The organism is Mesorhizobium sp. LNHC229A00 (assembly GCF_000502415.1).
In the GTDB taxonomy this organism is placed as follows: Bacteria; Pseudomonadota; Alphaproteobacteria; order Rhizobiales; family Rhizobiaceae; genus Mesorhizobium.
Map to the genome: position 1 here is coordinate 643,562 of NZ_AYWQ01000006.1, position 19,250 is coordinate 662,811.

General features: G+C 63.5%; 19 protein-coding genes and 1 pseudogene. 8 read left to right on the top strand and 12 right to left on the bottom strand.

Annotation, left to right across the window (positions count from 1 at the left end; translation table 11 throughout):
• Position 1 precedes the first annotated feature (1 nt).
• The 5 genes from X742_RS154355 to X742_RS154335 all read right to left on the bottom strand — a co-directional run bounded on the left by X742_RS154355 (position 2) and on the right by X742_RS154335 (position 4,247).
• Positions 2-208, bottom strand: coding sequence for a hypothetical protein (locus X742_RS154355; RefSeq protein ID WP_023772500.1), 207 nt, complete (start codon positions 206-208; stop codon positions 2-4).
• Positions 205-894 (bottom strand): carbohydrate ABC transporter permease, encoded by a 690-nt coding sequence (locus tag X742_RS154350; protein ID WP_023772501.1) that lies wholly within the window; start codon positions 892-894, stop codon positions 205-207. The genes X742_RS154355 and X742_RS154350 overlap by 4 nt, the downstream gene beginning before the upstream one ends.
• Positions 891-1,838 (bottom strand): sugar ABC transporter permease, encoded by a 948-nt coding sequence (locus X742_RS154345; RefSeq protein WP_023772502.1) that lies wholly within the window; start codon positions 1,836-1,838, stop codon positions 891-893. Before X742_RS154345 ends, X742_RS154350 begins: the two co-directional genes overlap by 4 nt.
• A gap of 123 nt (positions 1,839-1,961) precedes the next feature.
• On the bottom strand, positions 1,962-3,293 hold the full coding sequence (locus X742_RS154340; RefSeq protein WP_023772503.1) for an ABC transporter substrate-binding protein: 1,332 nt from the start codon (positions 3,291-3,293) through the stop codon (positions 1,962-1,964).
• A 264-nt stretch (positions 3,294-3,557) separates the two neighbouring features.
• Positions 3,558-4,247 carry a PIG-L deacetylase family protein gene (locus X742_RS154335; RefSeq protein ID WP_023772504.1) on the bottom strand — a complete coding sequence of 230 codons (690 nt, stop codon included), beginning with the start codon at positions 4,245-4,247 and terminating at the stop codon, positions 3,558-3,560.
• 26 nt (positions 4,248-4,273) lie between these two features.
• Between X742_RS154335 and X742_RS154330 the strand changes: the two genes are divergently transcribed.
• The 5 genes and pseudogenes from X742_RS154330 to nhaA all read left to right on the top strand — a co-directional run bounded on the left by X742_RS154330 (position 4,274) and on the right by nhaA (position 11,219).
• Positions 4,274-5,164, top strand: a complete 891-nt coding sequence (locus X742_RS154330) for a DMT family transporter (RefSeq protein WP_023772505.1) — start codon at positions 4,274-4,276, stop codon at positions 5,162-5,164.
• A 58-nt stretch (positions 5,165-5,222) separates the two neighbouring features.
• Entirely contained in the window at positions 5,223-7,685 is a 2,463-nt protein-coding gene (hrpB, locus tag X742_RS154325; protein WP_023772506.1) for an ATP-dependent helicase HrpB, read from the top strand.
• Between the two features lie 26 nt (positions 7,686-7,711).
• Positions 7,712-9,043, top strand: coding sequence for an ActS/PrrB/RegB family redox-sensitive histidine kinase (locus tag X742_RS154320; RefSeq protein WP_032922016.1), 1,332 nt, complete (start codon positions 7,712-7,714; stop codon positions 9,041-9,043).
• A gap of 64 nt (positions 9,044-9,107) precedes the next feature.
• Positions 9,108-9,745: pseudogene (locus tag X742_RS01000000170160) on the top strand (ActR/PrrA/RegA family redox response regulator transcription factor).
• Positions 9,746-10,025: 280 nt separating this feature from the next.
• Positions 10,026-11,219 carry a Na+/H+ antiporter NhaA gene (gene nhaA / locus X742_RS154315; RefSeq protein ID WP_023772508.1) on the top strand — a complete coding sequence of 398 codons (1,194 nt, stop codon included), beginning with the start codon at positions 10,026-10,028 and terminating at the stop codon, positions 11,217-11,219.
• Between the two features lie 53 nt (positions 11,220-11,272).
• Here nhaA and X742_RS154310 read toward each other — a convergent pair whose 3' ends face one another.
• Positions 11,273-11,770, bottom strand: coding sequence for an MmcB family DNA repair protein (locus tag X742_RS154310; RefSeq protein WP_023772509.1), 498 nt, complete (start codon positions 11,768-11,770; stop codon positions 11,273-11,275).
• Between the two features lie 425 nt (positions 11,771-12,195).
• Between X742_RS154310 and X742_RS154300 the strand changes: the two genes are divergently transcribed.
• The gene (locus X742_RS154300; protein WP_023772511.1) at positions 12,196-12,393 is read left to right on the top strand and encodes a hypothetical protein; all 198 of its coding nucleotides are present in this window, start codon (positions 12,196-12,198) and stop codon (positions 12,391-12,393) included.
• Between the two features lie 81 nt (positions 12,394-12,474).
• Positions 12,475-12,666, top strand: coding sequence for a hypothetical protein (locus X742_RS154295; protein ID WP_023772512.1), 192 nt, complete (start codon positions 12,475-12,477; stop codon positions 12,664-12,666).
• A gap of 291 nt (positions 12,667-12,957) precedes the next feature.
• Here the strand turns inward: X742_RS154295 and X742_RS154290 are convergent, their stop codons facing one another.
• Both X742_RS154290 and cueR read right to left on the bottom strand, forming a co-directional pair.
• The gene (locus tag X742_RS154290) at positions 12,958-13,428 is read right to left on the bottom strand and encodes a nucleoside deaminase (protein WP_023772513.1); all 471 of its coding nucleotides are present in this window, start codon (positions 13,426-13,428) and stop codon (positions 12,958-12,960) included.
• A 182-nt stretch (positions 13,429-13,610) separates the two neighbouring features.
• Positions 13,611-14,000 (bottom strand): Cu(I)-responsive transcriptional regulator, encoded by a 390-nt coding sequence (gene cueR, locus X742_RS154285; RefSeq protein ID WP_023772514.1) that lies wholly within the window; start codon positions 13,998-14,000, stop codon positions 13,611-13,613.
• A 225-nt stretch (positions 14,001-14,225) separates the two neighbouring features.
• On the opposite strand from cueR, the gene X742_RS154280 reads away from it, so the two are divergent.
• A complete protein-coding gene (locus tag X742_RS154280) occupies positions 14,226-14,843 on the top strand; it encodes a L,D-transpeptidase (RefSeq protein WP_023772515.1) in 618 nt (205 codons plus the stop codon).
• A 158-nt stretch (positions 14,844-15,001) separates the two neighbouring features.
• On the opposite strand, the gene X742_RS154275 is transcribed toward X742_RS154280, so the two are convergent.
• The 4 genes from X742_RS154275 to murJ form a co-directional block, all read right to left on the bottom strand.
• Positions 15,002-15,571 (bottom strand): NifU family protein, encoded by a 570-nt coding sequence (locus tag X742_RS154275; RefSeq protein WP_015314175.1) that lies wholly within the window; start codon positions 15,569-15,571, stop codon positions 15,002-15,004.
• A gap of 208 nt (positions 15,572-15,779) precedes the next feature.
• A complete protein-coding gene (locus X742_RS154270) occupies positions 15,780-16,271 on the bottom strand; it encodes a universal stress protein (protein ID WP_010913128.1) in 492 nt (163 codons plus the stop codon).
• 102 nt (positions 16,272-16,373) lie between these two features.
• Positions 16,374-17,441 (bottom strand): tryptophan--tRNA ligase, encoded by a 1,068-nt coding sequence (gene trpS, locus X742_RS154265; protein WP_023772516.1) that lies wholly within the window; start codon positions 17,439-17,441, stop codon positions 16,374-16,376.
• A gap of 173 nt (positions 17,442-17,614) precedes the next feature.
• Complete coding sequence (murJ, locus tag X742_RS154260; RefSeq protein WP_023772517.1) at positions 17,615-19,222, bottom strand: murein biosynthesis integral membrane protein MurJ; 1,608 nt, start codon at positions 19,220-19,222, stop codon at positions 17,615-17,617.
• Positions 19,223-19,250 lie beyond the last annotated feature (28 nt).

Here is a 19,250-nt window from a genome sequence, read left to right on the forward strand (position 1 = left end):
ATTATTCCGGAAACTTCGAGACGATGATGAACATCACCGTGCCGGCAAGCATGGTGATGAAGGAATAGGTATAGAGCGACAGCGCGAAAGGCTGGAACAGCATCAGGAAGCCGATGGCGATAAGCGCCGTGGCAATGTTTTCCATCAGCCCGCGTCTGGCCCAACGGGGCCAGCGCGATTTGCGTTTTGCGGATTGTGTCATGCTCATTTGCGCACCGCGCCGAAGGTGATGCCGCGCAGCAATTGCTTGCGGAGTAGGATGGTGAAGACCAGGATTGGAACCAGGAAGATCGTCGTGCCGGCCGCCACGGCCGGCCAGTCCTGGCCGCCTTCGCCTATGATGGTCGGAATGAAGGGCGGNGTGTCCGACAGGCCAAGCTCGCGGTACATCAGGTAGATGGGAATCGCGACAGCGATCGGCGGCATGAAGCGTGTCGATAGGATGAAGAACAGAAGGTCGTCGGCGAGCGGCACCTTGAAGCGCGAGAAGCCGTAGGCCGACAATGTCCCGAGGAACACGGCGCAGAAGGTCGAGCCGAAGGCGATGATCAGCGAATTGATGAAGCGCGGCAGGAAGTTGGATGGTCCGGCGATCACCATGTTGCGCTTGCGCACAGTCTCGTCGCAGAAGCCCGTCGCCGGTCCGAGCGAGTTGATATATTCAGGCGTCTGCCTGGTGCGCGTCGTGAACAGGTTGCAGTAGCCCTCGATGCTCGGCTGGAACACGATCTTGGGCGGATAGGCGATCGAATCCGGCGGCGTCTTGAAGCTGGTGGCGAAGATCCACAAGAGCGGCACGATCGAGATCAGCGCGTAGGCGATGATGATGGCGCCGGCGATGCGCTTCGAATTCGACGAGGGCGCGACGACCGAATGGGCTGTGGTCAGGCTCATCTCTGCTTCACCTTGTTGAGCGCCTTGACGTAGATGTTGGCGAGACCGAACACCGCGACGAACAGGATGATGGCGAAGGCAGAGGAATAGCCGGTGCGCCAGCTCTCGAAGGCCTGCCGTTTCAGCGTGATCGAGGCGACTTCGGTGGTCGAACCCGGCCCGCCGCCGGTGAGCAGGTTGACCATGTCGAACATCTTGAAGTTCTCGATGCCGCGAAACAGCACCGCCAGCATGATGAAGGGCAGCGCCATTGGCAGCGTGATCGACCAGAACTGCCGCCAGTTGGATGCGCGGTCGACCTCGGCCGCCTCATAAATATATTCGGGAATCGAGCGCAGGCCCGCGAGGCAGATCAGCATCACGTAGGGCGTCCACATCCAGGTATCGACGATGATGATCGACCACGGCGCCAGCGAGACGTTGGAAAGCATCTGGATGCTTGTCGGCGGAATGCCCGACACGAACGAGACGACATAGGAAAACAGGCCGATCTGCGGCTCGTAGAGGAAGCGCCAGAAATTGCCGACCACGGCCGGCGACAGCATCATCGGCACCAGGATCAGCGTCGTCCAGAAAGCGTGGCCGCGAAACTTGCGGTCGATCAGCCAGGCCAGCGTGAAGCCGATCAGCGTCTGCAAGAGGATGGTCCAGAACACGAAATGCGCTGTCGTCTGCATGGCGATCCAGATGTCCTGGTCGCCAAGGATGCGCTGGTAATTGGCGAAACCGAGGTTCTTCACCACCTCGTTCGGGCGGTTGGCGCGAAAATTGGTGAAAGACAGGTAGATCGCCCAGAACAGCGGGAAGATGTTGATGGCAAGCAGCAACAGGATCGTCGGCGAGATGAACAGCCAGGCGAGGCCCTTGTCGCTGATGCCCCGGACCTTGCGAGCCAGCGGTTCCGGGGTCGCCCGGGCAACGGTGTCCGCGGTCCGATTGAGCATGGTCAGTCCTGCTTCGGTCACTTCGTTCGTCTCTGTCATGGAATTTATCTGAACCGCGTCCCGTGCCAAGGGCGGCACGGGACGCGTGGTCATGGCTCGGGAGGAGCCTTGCGGTTGCCGCGGCTACATCTTGCCGTCGTCCTGGAAGACCTGCGTCCAGTCCTTGACCAGGCCGTCGAGAGCATCCTTGGCCGAACCCTGGCCGGCAACGACATAGTCATGGAAGCGCTTCTGCGAGGCTTGCAGCAGCGGCGCGTAGCTCGGCTCGGCCCAGAAGTCCTTCACGATCGCCATCGAGTCGAGGAAGGTCTGCGCATAAGGCTGGCTGGCCGGGAATTTCGGATCCTTCACCACCGCGTTAAGGCAGGAATAACCGCCGAGCGACCACCACTTGGCCTGCACGTCCTTGTTGGCGAACCACTTGATATATTTCAGCGCCGATTCCTGCTTGTCGGAATAGGAGACCACCGAAATACCCTGGCCGCCGAGCTGGGCGAACTGGGCGCCACCGGGACCCTTTGGATTGACGAAATAGCCGATCTTGTCGCCGCCGACATTCTCGTCCTTCTGCAGGCCCGGCCATGTGAAGGCGAAGTTCATGTGCATCGCCACCTGGCCGGATTTGAAGGCATCGACGCCTTCACCCATGTAGCTGTTCGAGGCGCCCGGAGGGGTGCAGCAATCGTAGAGCGCCTTGTAGAATTCCAGACCTTTGACCGCGTCTGGCGAATTGACGAAGCCTTCCATCTCGTACGGCTTCTTCGGGTTCTCGTACTGGAAGCCGTAGCTGTAGAGCACGTCCATGGCGCCCATGGTGATGCCTTCCGAGCCGCGCTCGGTGTAGATCGAGGCGCCATAGACCGTCTTGCCGTCGACCTGCCGCTTCTGGAAGAATTCGGCGATCTGCTTCAGCTGGTCGAAAGTGGCCGGCGGGCCGAGGTCCCAGCCATACTTCTCCTTGAATTCCTTCTGCAGTTCGGGCTTGGAGAACCAGTCCTTGCGGTAGGTCCAGCCGACGACGTCGCCCATGGCCGGCAGCGCCCAGTAGTTGGGCGTGTTCTTCGGCCATTCCGAATAGCCGACGACGGTCGCCGGCACGAAGTCATCCATGCTGATCTTCTCCTTGTCGAAGAAGTCGTTCAGCTTGACGTAATGGCCATTCTCGGCGGCGCCGCCGATCCACTGGCTGTCGCCGATGATCAGGTCGCAGAGCTTGCCGTGCGAGTTCAATTCGTTGAGGAAACGGTCGGCATAGTTGGTCCACGGCACGAATTCGAATTTCATGCCGATGCCGGTTTCCTTGGTGAAGTCCTTGGACAGTTCAACCAGCGCGTTGGCTGGGTCCCAGGCGGCCCAGCACAGCGTCAGGTCTTCAGCGTGCGCGGCGTTCGAGACGGCTGTCGATGCTGCGATAGCCGAGGTCAGTCCCAACGCCAGTTTCAAGCTCGATTTCATGCCTTCCTCCCATTTGCGAAACACGTCCGGATGACGGTCTCAAGATCCCTCAACCTCTCTCCTCAGAGGCCCAAACATGGCGGCGTGGTCGCATCGCCAATGTTTAGTAATTTGTTTAGTGATGCAATTTTTACTAAACAAGGCAAGCGAATTCGTTGCTGCGCCGCAACATGCTGAAGCCGGTCTCTGAAAATGTTGGGAAAAGCGCCGGGCGTCAGGGGGACGAGCGCGGAATGGGATACGTCTGGCCGATCGTCCGCGGGTTCAGTCGACCCGTTTGGTGCTCACCATCACCGTCCGGATCGGCGGCGCCGGCGGCAGCAGCGCGCGGACGTCGCCGAAGGGAAACGTCGGCTCGAACCGGAAAGCTTCGGCCAGCGAACCGTGCGCGCCGTTGCACTGGCCCGAGCGGAAAAGGTTCTGCGTCAGTGCAATCTCGACGAAGCGGTCCGGGTCCTGCGACTGGTGCATGCGGATCGCCTTGGCCTTGATGTCGGCATGGACGGAAATATCGACATAGTGCGTCGGCGAGAATCCGGTTCCGCCCATCGTGTCGGCATGCAGCACCGGAACTCCGAAGGAAGCAGCGATGCGCACGCCGTCCGACAGCGCGCGGTGGTCGGCGTGATAGTCATTGGGCCCGTGCGTGATCGCCAAGTCCGGCCCGATCTCGCTGACCAGCGTTTTCAGCGCATCGATCAGTGCGGCGTCGGCCACAAGCCCGCCATCGGGAAAGTCGAGGAAGCGTGGTGCCGCCCCGAGCAGCGCGGCCGCGGCCATTGCCTCCTCGCGCCGGACACGAGCCAGAACAGCGGGATCGCCCGTGCCGCCCCTGGCACCATCGGTGGCCACGGCAAAAGTGAGTTCCGCGCCTTGCGCGGCATAGGCGGCCATCGTACCGAACATGAAGATCTCGATGTCGTCTGGATGGGCACCGAGCGCCAGTATTTTCAACTCTCTCTCCCCGGAAATGAAAAAACGTGCCGAACGGAATCCTGCTCGCCCTGATCGCCTATGCAAGCTATTCGGGCAGCGATGCCGTTATCAAGAGCCTGGGCGGCCAATTCACGGTGTTCGAGATCGGCTTCTTCTCGACATTGTTTGCCGGCTGCTTCCTCTTTTTCAGCCGGCCGGCCAACGAGCGCTGGCGTGATTTCTGGCGCGCCAAACGTCCCTGGGCGGTGCAGGCGCGGGCCTGGGCCGGCATCGCGTCGGGCGTGCTCAGCGTCTATGCTTTCACCACCATTCCGCTGGCCGAGACCTATGCGCTCATCTTTCTGGCGCCGCTCTGCGTCACCATTCTGTCCACCGTGATCCTCAAGGAAAAGGTCGGGCCCTGGCGCTGGCTCGCGGTGGTCGCCGGCTTTGCCGGCGTCATGCTGGTTGTCAGGCCGGGCTTTCGCGAGTTGCACCTTGGTCACCTTGCCGCTTTCACCATCGCTTTTCTCGCCGCCACCAACGTCATCCTGATGCGGTCGCTGGCGCAGCAGGAAAAACGAACGACCATGCTCGGCGTGCTGATCGGCTATGGACTGCTGTTCAACGGCATCGGTGCCGCCGCGACCTCCTTCACCGTCCCCGATGGAAAACAGCTGGCATGGCTGGTGATGGCGGGCGCCTTCACCGCCTGTGGGCAATTGCTGCAGTTGCTGGCCGCCAAATACGCTCCGGCCAACCGGATTGCGCCGACTCATTATTCGCAGATCGTCTGGGCGGTCATCCTCGGCGCGCTGTTCTTCCGGGAATATCCAGACTGGCTGTCGCTGGTCGGCCTCGCCGTCGTCGGCGGATCGGGCCTGCTGACCATGGTGCGCGAGGAGGTGCGGCTGGGCACGGTGCGCTGGAATCCGTTTTCCCGCGCACGGCTCTAAACAAGGCCCTGGTGCGATAAAGTTGCACGGCGCCCGCGACCGCTGATATGCGGGCGTAATGACGACCAAACCCTTGCCGGAACTTCCGGTGTCCGCCGTGCTGCCGGCGCTGAGCGAGGCGCTCGGCTCTGGCAACAGCGCCGTGCTGGTCGCGCCGCCCGGCGCTGGCAAGACCACGCTGGTGCCCTTGGCGCTGCTCGATGCGCCCTGGCTGGGCACGGGCAAGATCGTCTTGCTCGAACCGCGCCGGCTCGCCGCCCGCGCCGCCGCGCGCCGCATGGCCGAGTTGCTGGGGGAAGAGCCCGGCGCCACCATCGGCTACGCCATGCGCATGGAAAACCGCACTTCGGCGCGGACGAAAATCCTGGTCGTCACCGAGGGCGTGCTGGCGCGCATGATCCTCGACGACCCTGAACTGGCCGGCGTTTCGGCCGTCATTTTCGACGAATTCCACGAGCGCTCGCTCGACGGCGATTTCGGTCTCGCTCTCGCCCTCGATGTGCAAGGCGCGCTGCGGCCGGATCTGCGTCTGCTGGTGATGTCGGCAACGCTCGACGGCGCACGGGTCGCGAAACTCCTGTCCGGCGCGCCGGTGATCGAAAGCGAGGGCCGCGCCTTCCCCGTCGATGTCAGATACGACGAGCGGCCGGCCGGCACCCCGATCGAGGACGCCATGGCCAAGGCGATCCGCTTCGCCCTTGCCGACGAGAGCGGCAGCGTGCTTGCCTTCCTGCCCGGCCAGCGCGAGATCGAGCGCACCGCCGAGCGGCTGGCCGGCAAGGTCGACGCCGACACTGATATCGTGCCGCTCTATGGCCAGCTCGACGGCAAGGCGCAGGACGCGGCGATCAAGCCGGCGCCGCCAGGCCGCCGAAAGGTGGTGCTGGCGACCTCCATCGCCGAGACCTCCATAACCATCGACGGCGTGCGCGTCGTTATCGATTCCGGCCTGTCGCGGCTGCCGCGCTATGAGCCGGCCAGCGGACTGACCAGATTGGAAACCGTGCGCGTCAGCAAGGCCTCCGCCGACCAGCGCGCCGGCCGGGCCGGCCGCACGCAGGCCGGCGTCGCCATCCGGCTGTGGCGTGCCGAGCAGACGGCGGCACTTCCCGCCTTCACACCCCCGGAAATCCTCGAGGCGGACCTGTCGGGCCTGCTGCTCGACTGCGCCGCCTTCGGTGTCGCTGATCCAACCAGTCTTGCTTTCCTCGATCCGCCGCCGGCTCCCGCGCTGAATGAAGCAGGGTCGCTTTTGCGGGCCCTTGAGGCCATTGATGAAGCAGGGCGGTTGACGGACGCGGGCGCTTCGATGCGCAAGCTCGCTCTGCCGGTACGGCTGGCGCATATGGTCGCCGAGGCGGCCAGCAGCGGTCATGGTGGTGAGGCGGCCATGCTTGCCGTACTGCTGACCGAGCGCGGCCTTGGCGGTGACGGTGCCGACCTCGAACGGCGGCTGATGCGCTTTCGCGCGGAAAGATCGCCGCGTGCCACGTCGGCGCGCCAGCTTGCCGAGCGCCTGGCCAGGCAGGTAGGCGGTGCGAAGACCAGCGGAGCTGTTCCAGCCGGAACCCTGCTCATCCACGCCTGGCCGGACCGCGTCGCCAAGGCGCGCGGCGAGCGCGGCCGTTTCGTGCTGGCCAACGGTTCCGGCGCCACGCTCGACGCCGGCGACCCGCTGGCGGGCGAGCCGTTTCTGGTCGTCGCGGACCTGCAGGGCAAGGCGCAGAATGCCCGCATTACGGCGGCGGCGGCAAGCAGCGAGGAGGACATCCGGGCAGCACTTGGCGGCAGGATCGAAACTCGTAAGCAGACGAGTTTCGATCGCGACAGGCGCGCCGTGCGGGTGCGCGAAACCGTGCGCCTTGGCGCCATCACGCTAGCCGAACGCATGCTGCCGCCGCCGGCCGGCGCCGATGCCGACCGCGCCATCATCGAGGCCTTGCGCGAGCATGGGCTTTCCCTTCTGACCTGGAGCAAGGAGGCGCGGATGCTGCGCCACCGGCTGTCCTGGCTGCACAAGGGCTTAGGCGCGCCCTGGCCCGACATGTCGGAGGAAGCGCTCATCGCGCGCCTCGACGACTGGCTGCTGCCTTTTCTGTCCGGTGCGGCATCCCTGGCCGCCATTGAACCCGGAATTGTTCCGGCCGGGCTGGCGTCGCTCGTGCCGCATGACCTGCAACGCAAGATCGAAGCGCTGGCGCCGACTCATTTCGATGCCCCGTCGGGCAGCCATGTGCCGATCCGCTATGACGGCGAATGGCCGGTTCTGGCGGTGCGCGTGCAAGAATTATTCGGCCTCGATAGTCATCCGTCGATCGCCAACGGCACCGTCCCCTTGACGCTTGAACTGTTGTCGCCGGCGCACCGGCCGATCCAGACGACGCGAGACCTGCCGGGCTTCTGGCGCGGCTCCTGGACCGATGTGCGCGCCGACATGCGCGGCCGCTATCCAAAGCATGTCTGGCCGGAAAACCCATTGCTCGCCGCCGCCACCGCCCGCGCCAAGCCGCGCGGGACCTAGCCTTTGCTGGTTGGCGGCTGTAATCCATGGCCATGATCAACATCCTGAACACGCCCGACTTCCAGCAAAGCCAGCGACTGCGCCTCAACACGCTGATCCGGCTGCGCTGGCTGGCCATTGTCGGCCAGAGCGTGACGGTGCTCGTCGTTGCCTACGGCCTGAAATTCCCGCTGCCGGTCAGTCTGTGTTTTGCCCTCATCGCCTGTTCGGCCTGGATGAACCTGTTTCTGGCCTTTCGCTTTCCGGCCGCGCACCGGCTCACCCCGTTCGCCGCCTTCGGCATCCTGATCTTCGACAGCCTTCAGCTTGCCGGCCTGCTCTACATGACCGGCGGCTTGACCAATCCGTTCTCGCTGCTGATGACCGTGCCCGTCGTCATTTCGGCGACGTCGCTGCCCCTTCGCCTCACCGCCATCCTCGGCGGGCTGGTGATGATCGCGGCGACCTTGCTGGTCTTTCGCCATCTGCCGCTGCCCTGGTACGAAGGCGCGCCCCTGGTGATGCCCTTCATCTATGTCGCCGGCATGTGGATGGCGGTGCTGTCCTCCATCGCCTTCACCGCCATGTACGCCTTCAGGGTGGCCGCCGAAGCCCGGCTATTGGCCAACGCGCTCGCCGCCACGGAACTGGTGCTGCAGCGCGAGCAGCACCTTTCCGCGCTCGACGGGCTGGCGGCGGCGGCGGCGCACGAACTCGGCACCCCGCTCGCCACCATCACGCTCGTCGCCAAGGAGATGGAAAAGGCGCTCGGCAGCGATCCGAAATACGGGGAAGACGTGAAGCTGCTGCGCTCTCAGAGCGAGCGCTGCCGTGAAATCCTCAAGCGCCTGACCAGCCTGTCGTCGGAGGGCGAGGCGCATCTATCCCGCCTGCCGCTGACCTCGCTGGTCGAGGAGGTGACCGCGCCACATCGCGACTTCGGCATCTCGATCAAGCTTCGCCCAGGCGAGCGAACCGGGCCGGAGCCGGTCGGGCGCCGCAATCCCGGCGTCATCTACGGCCTCGGCAATCTGGTCGAGAACGCCGTCGACTTCGCCCGCAAGAGCGTCACCGTGCGCTGGAGCTGGGACGAGGTGATGGTCTCCTTCTCGATCACCGATGACGGCCCGGGTTTCCCGCCCGAGATCATCGACCGTATTGGCGAACCCTACATGTCGACACGCCAGGGCACGGAAGCTGGAGGCGGCCTCGGGCTCGGCCTGTTCATCGCCAAGACATTGCTCGAACGTTCGGGCGCCACGCTCGACTTTCGCAATTCGAGCGGCCTCGGCGAAGGAGCCGTGGTGCGGATTTCGTGGCCGAGAAGCATCTTCCTGAACCCGGAATCGGCCCCAGCCACCATGTTTGACACTGCGTAAATTGGACAATGGCCCCGCAAAACTATATCTGCGTAAAAATAAGGCAGCAGGAATTTTCGAGACGATGACAGGCGATGAGAACAGTGGGCCTATGGTTGAAGGCGAGGACACCTCGCTTCTGATCGTCGATGACGACAAGCCGTTCCTGACCCGTCTGGCCCGTGCCATGGAAACCAGGGGTTTCGTGGTCGAGACGGCGGAGAGCGTCGAGGAGGCCGTGGGCAAGGNCTGGCCCGTGCCATGGAAACCAGGGGTTTCGTGGTCGAGACGGCGGAGAGCGTCGAGGAGGCCGTGGGCAAGGCGCGCGCCAATCCGCCCGCCTATGCGGTGGTCGACATGCGGCTGGGCGACGGCAACGGCCTCGATGTCGTCGCCGCCATCCGCGAAAAGCGCGAGGACTCCCGCACCATCATCCTGACCGGTTACGGCAACATCGCCACCGCGGTGACCGCGGTGAAACTCGGCGCCGTCGACTATCTGTCGAAGCCCGCCGATGCCGACGATGTCTTTGCGGCACTGACACGCACCACCGGCGAGCGCGCCGCGCCACCGGAAAACCCGATGTCGGCCGACCGCGTGCGCTGGGAGCACATCCAGCGTGTCTACGAAATGTGCGAGCGCAACGTTTCAGAGACCGCACGCCGGCTCAACATGCATCGCCGCACGCTGCAGCGGATCCTGGCCAAGCGCGCGCCGCGTTAGGATCACTGGGCAGGCAGAACGATTACCACTCGCCGATTTCGAATTCGCGGTGGAGGCCATCGATCGTCGAAGTCAGCGCCGCCCTCATTGCCCTGCCGGGCATTTCTCCCCGTAAACGGGGCGAAAGCGGCTGGCCGCGACGTTGGCGATTGGCGAAACCGCTGATGCCAGCGTGCCTCGCCCCGGGGAGAGGATGCCGGCAGGCAGGTGAGGGGGCAGCGCTAACGCCTATAAAAGGGTAATGCGGCAAAGTCGAAACTAGCTGCTTAATGGAGGCGACATGGAGGATTTGAAGCGACGGCCGGTTTCCGTCTTCCGCGAGTTCCTGGACAGCGAGGCGGCCGGCGGCATCATCCTGATGGTGGCCGCCGCCCTTGCCCTGATCGTCGCCAACTCGCCGCTCGCCGGGACCTACTTCTCGGTTCTCCACGCCTATCTCGGCCCGCTCAGCGTCTCGCACTGGGTCAATGACGGGCTGATGGCGGTGTTCTTCCTGCTCGTCGGGCTGGAGATCAAGCGCGAGATGCTGGACGGCCAGCTCTCGACCTGGCCACGCCGGGTGCTGCCCGGCATCGCGGCGGCCGGCGGCATGGTGGTGCCGGCGCTGGTCTATGTCGCCATCAACAGCAACAATTCGGCCGCACTGTCCGGCTGGGCGATCCCGACCGCCACCGACATCGCCTTCGCGCTCGGCGTTCTGTCGCTGCTCGGCAGCCGCGTGCCGGCCTCGTTGAAGGTCTTCCTGACCGCGCTCGCCATCATCGACGACCTGGGCGCCGTCATCATCATCGCCATATTCTACACCAGCGGCCTGTCGCTGGCCTATCTCGGCGCTGCCTTCGCCGTCATTGCCGTGCTCGTCCTGCTCAACCGTATGCGGGTGATGAGCCTTGTGCCCTATCTCGTGCTTGGCGCCATCCTGTGGGTGCTTGTGCTGAGGTCCGGCGTCCATGCCACGCTGGCCGGTGTGGCACTCGCGCTCACCATTCCGCTCGAACGTTCCGCCGGAACAGGCCAGGACTCGGACCATTCGCCGCTGCACCGGCTCGAGCACGGCCTGCACAAGCTGGTGGCGTTCGTCGTCATCCCCATCTTCGGCTTTGCCAATGCCGGCGTTTCGCTCACCGGCCTGAGTTTTAGCGCCCTGATCGAGCCGCTCACGCTGGGCGTCGCGGCCGGTCTCGTCGTCGGCAAGCTGGTCGGCGTCTTCGGTTCCTCCGCGCTCGCCATCCGCTTCGGCCTCGCCGACCTGCCGGCCCATGCCGGCTGGTCGCACATGATCGGCATTTCGCTCCTGTGCGGCATCGGCTTCACCATGAGCCTGTTCATCGGCCTGCTCGCCTTCGCCAACGACGTGGCGCTGCAGGACGCGGTGAAGGTCGGCATCCTCGCGGGTTCCTTCATCGCCGCGCTGCTTGGTGCCGCGGTGCTGCTGATGGCCCCGGCTGTGGGTGGCGAGGAAGAAGCGGAGTAGCCGTTCGGGGCTGGAGCATCTGACAGTTGCGGGCTTCAATTTTTGGGCCGCGATTACTCGCTCTCCCCCTCCAGCGCCGGCACCGCGACACCCGCCAGCTCCGCCGCCAGCAGCCGCGCCGCGCCGGCCCGCGCGATGCGCAGCATCAGCGCCTTCCGCGTCGCCGCCGCCATGCGGTGCTCGGGCGCATCGCGCAAAATCTCGGCGCCATAGCCGTCGGAGAGGATGAAGCCGCATTCTTCCGGGAAAATCTCCGGCGGCACGCCGGGATGTGTGGCGAAAAAAAAGCGGTCGGAATGCAGCCGGTAATCAGGCCATTTTCGGTCGACCCGGAAATCCTCGATCGAGGATTTGATCTCGATGATCCAGATATCGCCCTGCCGCGTCAGCGCCACGAGATCGGCGCGCCGGCCGGTGGCCAGCGACAGCTCAGGCAGCACATGCGCGCCCATCTGCATCAGCAACCGCTGCACGCCCCGCCGCACCAGCATGGCGCGCTCGGACTGGCGACCGTCGATCAGAGGGTTCAGGATCGGGGAGATGATTGGCATGGCAGGCACCATGCCAGACTTTGTTCACGGTTTGAACCGGTTTTTATGGGGCGATTATACGGTTGACCAAACCCAAAGTGAAATAGGGGAGACGGCACAAAAATAATTCTGCTAAGCTACGGAACCATTTTGGCGCATGGCAGTTCGGCAAGCCATGGATTGGAACACCGCATCCTCTATCATCCAGGTAAACCTTACTCAGGAGCAATCGCGAAAGCTCCTAGAGGAAGTCGCCAGCGTGATGTCCGAAAGCCGCCGGCTCATCGAGCGGTCCCGCCGTCTCCTAAGTCGGGCGGATTCGAAAGCGATCCTCGGCCCTTCACCCGGCCTGTCCCTTTCCGTTGAATAAACGGCATCGCCCGCGCGTTAACTGATTTTGCAATCTCTGCCTTGAAGCTCCGGTTTCAACCAGCATATTCCCCTATATGCCTGGCAGGGACATTTCCATCTTCGATCTTGATGCGCTTCGTGAGGCATTCATGAAGTCTGTCCGCGAAAACAACGTCTCGCCTGCCGAATGGGGCGAACATGCCCAATGGTTCATTCAGCAGCTGGCGGTTCACAAACTTTCGGAAGTGGCGGTTAGCCAGATCACCGGAGCGGCGGACGATAGCCAGCAATAAGCCCACAATCGCACTTGATCTGACGACTTCGCTGGTCCTATAAAAATCGACGTTCCCCATTGCTTTCTAGGGAGGCATGCGATGGATAACGTGGTTCCGTTCCGCAATGTGTCGGCTCGTGTCGAAGTGGCGGAAGTCTCTGGCGAATGGCTCGTCCGCGTCACCGAAGGCGGCCAAGAACTTACCCGATCATTTGAACTGGAATCGTTCGCGCTGTCCTATGCGGAAGGCCAGCGGATACGCTTGGGGCTGGATAGGGTCGTGCTGCTCTAGGCTGAATTCAGTTTGGGAAGGGCCCCTAAATCGAGGGAGTTTGCCGGCTGACCGGGGCGGCTCGGCGGTTTGGGGGGACATAAATACGGGCAAAACCGCCGAGCCTGACTGGCGGCGGCAAATTTGGGGATTTGGGAGTTCGCCGTCAGCTTTGACCAGGGTATCGCAGGGTTGACGGGTTGGCGTCATTCGAACGAAGGGCGGCGTTCCGCTCAAGTCCATGTAGCAGTGCGCACATTGCGCCTATGTCCGGTCCGCTCTTTCTGACCTTTCGCGGGGCGTGGGGAACAACTACCGACGCCAGAAGCCACGGTGCACCGATACAAGTTCATCCTCGATTTCGGGGAAGGGGCCGTGGACCTCGATCTTCTTCTGTCCAGAGCCGAGCACAATTCGCGCGGACAGGCTCATCGTCGGATTTTCGGGATGGTCGCCGGTCAGCGCGAGAAGCTCGGTCTCCTCGAACCCATAGACAAGCCGGCCGATATTGGCCCAGTAGAGCGTTCCGGTGCACATCGCGCAGGGCTCGCCGGTTGAGACCAGCGTGCATGTCCAGAGAAACTCCGGCGGATAGGCTGCCGCCGCGCGCCGCGCAAGCTCGGTCTCGGCATGATGCACGGTGTCGATGTTGCCTTGGCGCATGAGGATTGCGTCGTCGGGGCCGACCAGCACCGCGCCGAAGGGATGGTGGCCGTGCACGGCAGCCTCGCGAGCGACCGCATCGGCGGCGCGAAGGTGGGCGAGCATCTGGTCGCGGGTCATGCGCTCTCTCCGGCCATTGGGGTCACCGGCCGGCGCGGCCAGCGACAGTGCTTTTACCCTACGCTTATATTGAGCCTGCAATATACCACACGAACCAATGCTGGCGGCTTTCACGAGCGCGTGGCAAGGCGGCTAACGCCGCCCAGGCGGTCTATCGCTCCCGGGGTGGGGTTTGCCGCTGACTAAGGCCGCCCTGCCATGTCATCCAGAATCGGGCAGTCCGGCCGCTCGTCGCCGTGACAGGCATGGATCAGCTTCTGCAGCGTCGAGCGCATCGATTGCAGCTCGCGCACCTTCTCCTCGATGGCGGTGACATGGGCGGCGGCGATTGCGCGCACGTCGTGGCTGGCGCGTCCGCGGTCCTTGTAGAGCGCCATCAGCTGGCGACAATCGTCTATCGAAAAGCCGAGATTGCGCGCGCGGCGCAGGAAGGCCAGCCGGTGGATATCGTCGCCCGAATAATCGCGATAGCCATTGGCGGCGCGCGCGGGCGCGATCAGGCCGATCTCCTCATAGTAGCGGATGGTCTTGGCCGGCAGGCCTGAGCGGTGGGCGGCGTCGCCGACATTCATGGCGGGTCCTCGACTTTTCCAGGCCTGCAATTCAGGCCCATTGAATTTCCTTCACAATCCGGTGAAGTATGTTGCCGAAATGCCATAGTGGGACGCATACCAGCACGTAAGGTCCCGCATATAGGCATCGTGTGCTTGGCAAGCAAAGCAAATGCCAGCATGAATGATGGCGAGAAAGCGGCCGACTCGTGCCGCTCTAGTTTGGGCGGGGCACCGGATCACCACATGCGCATGAAGTCGCTTGCAATCATCGCCGCATTGGCGCTGTCCACTGCTATTGCCGGTTGCAGCACCATCGGCGGGCAGCTGTTCTCCAACGACTATGGCGCGGTGACCGATGCGGGTTACCAGCTGCCACGTATCCCCATCGAGAAGGTGCCCTCGAAGTACCATCGCCAGGAAGTGAATTACGACTCCAAGGAAAAGCCCGGCACCATCATCGTCGATACGCAGAACAAGTTCCTGTACTTCGTCGAGGGCGATGGCCGGGCAATCCGCTACGGTATCGGCGTCGGCCGCGAGGGCTTCGAATGGCACGGCACCGCCCATATCGCCATCAAGCGGGAATGGCCGACCTGGACGCCGCCTTCACAGATGATCAAGCGCCAGCCCGAACTCGCCAAGTTCGCCGGCGGCATGGATCCGGGCCTGAAGAACCCGCTCGGCGCGCGCGCCATGTATCTGTTCAACAAGGGCGGTGACATGGGCTACCGCCTGCACGGCAGCCCGGAATGGAACTCGATCGGCAAGGCCATGTCGTCGGGCTGCATCCGGCTGATGAACCAGGATGTCATCGACCTCTACAATCGCGCCGAGGTCGGCGCCAAGGTCATCGTTCTTTAGGCCATGATCGCGGAAAGCCTGTCCGCTTTTCCGGCATTCGTGGTTAAACTGCAAGTCGCCCTTCATACGCGGACCGTCTAGGCAACAACGGACGTCCCAAACAGAAAACCGGGCAATTCGGCCCGGTTTTTTGTTGTCTGTGAGTGGGAAATTGAGGTCTAAGAGACCTGCTCGACCTGCTGCACTTCCGGCACGAAATGGCGAAGCAGGTTCTGGATACCGTGCTTCAGCGTCGCCGTCGACGACGGGCAACCGGCGCAGGCGCCTTTCATGTGCAGGAACACGGTGCCGTTCTCGAAGCCGCGGAAGGTGATGTCGCCGCCGTCCTGCGCCACCGCCGGGCGCACCCGCGTGTCGAGCAGCTCCTTGATGGTGATGACGAGTTCCTCGTCGGCCTTGTCGTAGAATTCGCCGGTCTGGCTGGTCTCGGCGGCGGGGCCGGCCTTGGCCATGACAGGCGCACCGGACATGAAATGCTCCATGATGGCACCGAGGATCGCCGGCTTCAGGTGCTGCCAGTCCGGGCCGTCCTTGGACACGGTGATGAAATCGTAGCCGAAGAACACGCCGGTGACGCCGGGGATTTCGAACAGCCGCCCAGCCAGCGGCGAGGCGATGGCCGCACTGTCGGCATCGCGGAAATCGGCGGTGCCTTCTAGGAGCACTTCCTTGCCGGGCAGGAATTTCAGCGTCGCCGGATTGGGCGTCGACTCGGTCTGGATGAACATGGCCGTCTCCATGCCCGTTTTTGGGCAACTAGTTTGGAATAGTTCTAAATAGGCTCTATCGGCTGGACATTCAAGCGAAACGCATCGCCGGGACGGCTGGCCGGCGGAATGTTTTTTCGAGCCTACCGCCGTCTTGAGATGTGTTGAGATTCAGGAAGCGCAGGTATCATGCATTTGCAGACCGGCCTCACCTGAATATCAACATAGCTCAGGCGAGGCTGTCGATTTCCTCATCCGACAAATTCTGCGGCACCACGGTCACCGGGATCGGAAAGGCCGCGCCTTTGCCGGCCACGGCTCCGACCAGTGGTCCTGGACCTTCCTTGCCGGCGCCGGCCGCCAGCACGAGGATGGCGATGTCCTGGTCTTCCTCGATCAGCTTGTGGATCTCTTCTGTCGGCTTGCCCTCGCGCACCACCATCTCCGGTTCGATGCCGAGCTTCTGCCGCACCTTGTTGGCGTAGCCGTCCAGCGCCGCGCGCGCCGTGGCGTTCGCCTCTTCGCGCATGATCTTCTCGACCCCCAGCCAGTGCTGGAAATCGTCGGGTACGATGACATACAGCAGCACCAGCGTGCCGCTGGTGCTCTGCGCCCGTTTAGAGGCGTAGGCGACGGCGCGTTCGCATTCCGGCGTGTCGTCGATGATCGTCAGGAATTTCCTGCGATGACCGGCTTCGCGGCTGAGGCGTTTGGAGACCATGTCAATCTACTCGGTATCTTTCCGGCCGCAATTTGCCACCGCCGCTGACCGGCGGCAAGCCGCCGGCCTTGTGCCAGTGTTGTGCAGTGCACGGCGCCGCGATCAGCCTTGCAGCAGCCCGATAATGTCGCGCACCGTCTTCATCGTCGTTTCGGCGAGCACGCCGGCGCGTTCGCCGCCATCCCGCAGCACGGCGTCGACATAGGCGCGGTCGCCCTGGATGCGGCGCATCTCGGTGGCGATCGGCGCCAGCCTCTCCACCGCGAGGTCGGCCAGCGCCGGCTTGAATACAGAGAACTGCTGGCCGCCGAATTCCTTGAGCACATCGGCCTTCGACATCTCGGCGAGGCCAGCATAGATGCCGACCAGGTTCTCCGCCTCCGGCCGGCTTTCCAATCCGTCGATCTCGCTCGGCAAGGCCTCCGGGTCGGTCTTGGCCTTGCGGATCTTCTTCGAGATGGCGTCGGCATCGTCGGTCAGGTTGATGCGCGACAGGTCCGACGGGTCCGACTTCGACATCTTCTTGGAGCCGTCACGCAGCGACATGATGCGCGCTGCCGGCCCGCCGATGACCGGCTCGGTCAACGGGAAATAGCCGTTCACCGTCTCCTCGCCTATCGTCATCTCGACGCCGACGCCAAGACCGGCGATGCGGTCGGAAAAATCGTTGTTGAATTTCTGCGCGATGTCGCGTGTCAGTTCCAGGTGCTGCTTCTGGTCCTCGCCCACCGGCACATGGGTGGCGCGATAAAGCAGGATGTCGGCCGCCATCAGCGAAGGATAGGCAAGCAGGCCCAACGAGGCGTTCTCGCGGTCCTTGCCGGCCTTGTCCTTGAACTGCGTCATCTTGTTCATCCAGCCGATGCGCGCCACGCAATTGAAGATCCAGGCGAGCTCTGCGTGCTGCATCACCCGCGACTGGTTGAAGACGATGTGCTTCTTCGGGTCGATGCCGGAGGCGAGGAACGCCGCGGTGATCGACCGCGTCTGGTCGGCAAGGTCGTGATGGACAAGCTGGGCGGTCAGCGAATGCAGGTCGACGACGCAATAGATGCAGTCGGACGTATCCTGCAAGGCGACGAATTTCTTGATGGCGCCGAGATAGTTGCCCAGATGCAGATTGCCGGTCGGCTGGACACCGGAGAAGACGAGTGGCTTGAAGGCGGACATGGTTTTCCTCATGGCTTGTGGAGGGCCGTATAAGCGTGATTCCGAAAAGTTGCGGACTTTTCGGAGCCAATCATGCGGCTGGAAACCGCGCGCGGCGAAGTTCTTGCGACGGCGCGCTTATGGACGAGAGCGCGGATGGGATCAAGACCGGCCAGGCGGGATGGCCGGCCGATTTATTCGTCGAGTTCCGATTTTGCCACGGACAGGCCGGCTTCTGTTCCCCGGCGCCCCACATTGCGCCGGATCATGCCGAAATCGGCACCGCCGGTTGCGAACGCGGTGACGAAATAGAGCAGCGCCCCTCCGGCCACCAGTGCCAGCACCGTCGTCGCCTTGACCACCAGCGGCGAGCCGGGCCCGATCCTTGTAGCCAACCAATGCTCGGCGAAATAGAGGGCGACACCCATGACCACCGCCGACAGCACCAGCCGCGGGATGCGCCTCAACAGCGGCACGTCGCGGCCCCAATGGCCGCGCCGGATCAGCACGGCAAGCAGCATCAGCGCGTTGACCCAGCCGGCGACGGCGGAGGCCACGGCGATGCCGGGTGCACCCATCCTCGGGAACAGCGTCAGCGCGGTAGCGACGTTCACCGCCACCGAGATTGCGGCGAAGATCATCGGCGTGCGCGTATCCTCGCGGGCGAAATAGCCTGGGGTGAAGGCCTTGATCAGCACGAAGGCCGGCAGGCCGAGACCGAAGATCGCCAGGATCGCCGCCACGACGGGCGTCGAATGGTTGGTGGCGAACGCGCCGCGCTCGTAGACCAGCCGCACGATCGGCTCCGCCATCACCCAAAGCGCCGCCGCCGCCGGCAAGGTCATGAACAGGGTGAATTCGACGGAGCGGTTCTGCAGATTGGCTGCCTCCATCAGATTGCCTGACTTCAGCGCCCGCGACAGTTCGGGCAACAACACGATCGCCACCGCGACACCGACGACACCGAGCGGCAATTGGTAGACGCGGTCGGCATAAGCCAGCGAGGACACGGCACTGTCCTGCGCCGAGGCGATGGCTGTTCCGATCAGCTGGTTGATCTGGGTGATGCCACCGGTGATCGCCGCCGGTAGCGCCAGGATCAGGAGCCGCTTCACGTTCGGCGTCATCTTCGGTCGGCGGAAGCCGATCGAGATGCCCGCATTGCGAACCGCCACCCAGACGATGGCGAGCTGCACGACGCCGGCCGCCAGCACGCCCCAGGAGAGGCCGAAGCCGACAGCGTGTGCATCCAGTCCGTGGTACCAGGCATAGCCAAGCACACTAATGAGGATGATGTTGAGGAAGGCCGGCGCGATTGCCGCGGCGAAATAGCGCCGCAAGGAGTTCAGCATGCCCGCCATCATGGCGGCGAGCGACATGCAGATCAGATAAGGGAACATGATCGTCGCAAGCGTGACGGTCGTCTCGAACTTGCCCGGTGTGTCGGCAAAGCCCGGCGCCACCAGGTAGCGCACGATCAGCGGCATCGCCAGTTCCATGGCGATGGTCAGCGCCAGGAGCGCGGTGAACAGCACCCCGAACACCTCTTCGGAAAAACGCTTGGCGCCATCGGTGCCGTGCGTCTCGATCTCCTTGGCGAACAGCGGCACGAAGGCGGCATTGAACGCGCCCTCGGCGAACAGCCGGCGAAACGTGTTGGGGAACTGGAAGGCGGCGTTGAAGGCGTCCGCGACCGGCCCGGTGCCGAGTGCGGCCGCCATCAGCATCTCGCGGCCGAAACCGAGCGCACGGCTCATCAGCGTGCCGGAAGCGACGGTAGCGAATTTCTTGACGAGACTCATGCGTTCGCAGACTGCCTGTGGGGTTGGA